The sequence below is a fragment of the Fretibacterium fastidiosum genome (genome assembly GCF_000210715.1).
GTDB lineage: Bacteria > Synergistota > Synergistia > Synergistales > Aminobacteriaceae > Fretibacterium > Fretibacterium fastidiosum.
In genome coordinates this window covers 646,423-647,701 of the sequence record NC_021038.1, presented here as the reverse complement: position 1 = coordinate 647,701, position 1,279 = coordinate 646,423, and the positions used below count along the sequence as shown (strand labels likewise).

Here is a 1,279-nt window from a genome sequence, read left to right as displayed (position 1 = left end):
CTTCTCTCAGTGCCGTCCGCTGCTCTGGCGCGGCATCGATACTGTGCTGTGCCTTGCGTTCGCGTTGAATATCGGGGTGATCCTGGCTTGTGCTCTGCTCTGGAGGTCTTAGACAGATGAGTTCAGCAAACGGCGTTATGGAAGGCCTGAGGGATATCCCGGTCGGAGGGGTGCGGAAGAGGTATCTCATGGAGGTGCAGGATCTCCGTTACGCCTACCCCGATGGGCATGAGGCCCTGAACGGGGTTTTCTTCGTGCTGCGAGATGGAGAGAAGCTCGCGCTGGTAGGCCCCAACGGATCGGGGAAATCCACATTGATGCTGCATCTGTCCGGATGTCTTGCGGCCCAATCTGGCGTGGTATGTCTGAACGGAGAGCCCGTCGGAGAGGACCTGAAGCGTCTTCGGAGCGCCGTCGGCCTGATCTTTCAGGAGCCAGACAACCAGCTCTTCATGCCGGAGGTCGTCGAGGACGTCGCCTTCGGTCTGGTGGCGCATGGAACGCCCGTTCAGGAGGCCCAAGAGAGGGCTTTGAGCGTCATGGAGACCCTAGGCATCGCGCACCTCGCCGAGCGGGCGCCCCATCGTCTCTCCGGCGGGGAGAAACGCATGGCCGCCCTGGCAGGGATACTAGTCATGCAGCCGGACATCGTGGTCCTGGACGAGCCCTCCGCGGCCCTGGACCCCAGGGCACGCCGTCGGGTCATCGAGAGGCTAAACACCCTGGAGAAGCCGATGATCCTGGCGACCCACGACTTGGACATGGCCCTCGACGTGTGCGACCGGGCGATCATCCTGTACGAGGGGCGCATCGCGGCGGACGGAGCGCTGCAGGACGTCCTGAGAAATGAGGCGCTGCTTCAGCAAAACGGCTTGGAGCTGCCCCTGCGCTACACAAAATCCACGGAGGCCCTCTGACTTCTCATGAGGCGGAGGGGCGACTGCCCCTCCGAAGCACGACTCGCCCCGTGAGGCTGTCCTTAACGTTTCGGGACGACCTCGCGGGGCGCACGCTGGGCGCAGGGCACTTCGCCGTCATCTTTCAGGACATCTTGCTCAACATCTTCGGACAGCTCGTCACCATGTCCATGTTCTCCATCCCCAACGCCATCTTCTCCGAGGCGTTCCTGTCTTTCATGGGGCTTGGGGTCCACGCGCCGGTGGCGTCGCTGGGGGCCCTGATCAACGACGGCTACAAGTCCTTTCTGATGCACCCCTACATGCTGGTGTTCCCGGCCATGGTGACGGCGCTCTCTGGAATGCCCTTGGAGCGCGCGGTG

At 62.8% G+C, this 1,279-nt stretch carries 2 protein-coding genes; both read left to right on the top strand.

Annotation, left to right across the window (positions count from 1 at the left end):
* The first annotated feature begins 116 nt into the window (after positions 1-116).
* Positions 117-917, top strand: a complete 801-nt coding sequence (locus SY1_RS02830; protein WP_015556116.1) for an energy-coupling factor ABC transporter ATP-binding protein — start codon at positions 117-119, stop codon at positions 915-917.
* 50 nt (positions 918-967) lie between these two features.
* Positions 968-1,279, top strand: a 312-nt coding sequence (locus tag SY1_RS12520; protein WP_341523452.1) for an ABC transporter permease subunit, incomplete at its 3' end; no start/stop codon positions are given.